This window comes from Candidatus Poribacteria bacterium, assembly GCA_021295755.1.
In the GTDB taxonomy this organism is placed as follows: Bacteria; Poribacteria; WGA-4E; order WGA-4E; family PCPOR2b; genus PCPOR2b.
Window position 1 is genome coordinate 1 of the sequence record JAGWBT010000132.1, and the last position, 1,373, is coordinate 1,373.

At 48.7% G+C, this 1,373-nt stretch carries 1 protein-coding gene; it reads right to left on the minus strand.

What is annotated here, in order from left to right; all coding sequences use genetic code 11:
* On the minus strand, window positions 1-1,373 hold a 1,373-nt coding region (locus J4G02_17505; GenBank protein MCE2396335.1), incomplete at both ends, for a hypothetical protein.

The window sequence follows — 1,373 nt, forward strand, 5'->3', positions numbered from 1 at the left end:
TGATGCCCAAAGAAAATACGATGAATAGACAGCCCCCATCACATAGCCGATTGGATGTAACTTCCACCAAATAAATTGGTGGCGCATAACGAGGAGAAAAGAGATAATTCCGGTGCCAACAAGCATGCTATAAATTTCAGACCATTTTGGTCCCTTTGGATACTGAATCACCGAGGCTATGTGGTTAAAATATCTGGGTGACCTAATGAATGGGCCCTGTTGTAAGTTTAGCGCCCCCTTGTCATAAATCAGCGGTAACGACGCAACATAGGAAACGCCTATCGAAAAGAGAATGGCGAGCGCTATCGCCCAAGAGACGGCTTTGAATCCATGTAGAATACTCGGCATCAAAATCCCACCCCAATCGCGCATCATGACCCGTTGGAATCCCAAGAGACTCCAACTGTTCGCGCCGATGATTCTTGTCCCGACTGTAGTCTCGAAATATTCGGAGGGGTACATTGGAGCTTGGATGAGCAGTAGTCCGCCGTTGACGACCATCCATGTCAAGGCGGTAGAGGTAATGAGAAAAAAAGCGATAATGCTCAACGCAACCCAGAGGGTCATCCCAGCGTAGGCACAGAGGAGACCCAGCAGAAGAAATCCAAAAATTAATCCCAGCAATGCCCATTTGTAAGGGAGTGGCTCGTTGGAATCATCAATTGCGTTGGCTGTGTGCCTTTCGGCGAATGTCTTTTTTAGTATATCGCTTAAATGACCGCGGCTGTTGTATATGAAAGCCAATGCAAGCACTACGTAGACCGCCATCGTTTGTGCCCGTGCAGAGATCCAGGGATTGATCGGGATGGAAAAACCGTTGATGATCAGATACTGAACTTTGAAGAAAAGGAAGAAGAACCAGCAACTAAAGGAGACCTCCATGCTGAGAAGATATGTGATACCGATAACGGAGAAATAGAGAAACAAGCGGAGTTGGGGCCACCAGCGCATCACGATCCACGGTCTCTCGGTGAATGGTCCGTAAAGGTCGTAGCGGTTCGGAATGCGAGGAAGTGCGGGAAAGTATTCGTGGAAACCGTTGAGCAGATGAAATGCGGCAGCAATTGCGAATCCTATCCACATCGCTCTGTTCTTGAAAAAGCCGCTGAGTAGGCCGTTGGACCCTGTACGCTGAACCATCTCGGCGGGCACGGCAACAAGCGGGAATACGAACCGTTCGTGTTCAACCCACTGTTTTCGCAGAACGACCGATAAACAGATAGTGACAAAGTAGAGAACGATGATAAATATTGTCCAAGCAAAAAGCGGCTTTGCCCACACCGCCCAGGGAACGAACACTTCGCCGGTGTAGAAATCTGAGGATGCTTGTTTATCCCATACCACAAGCCAATCGGGAAGGTGAGGGTAGAGTG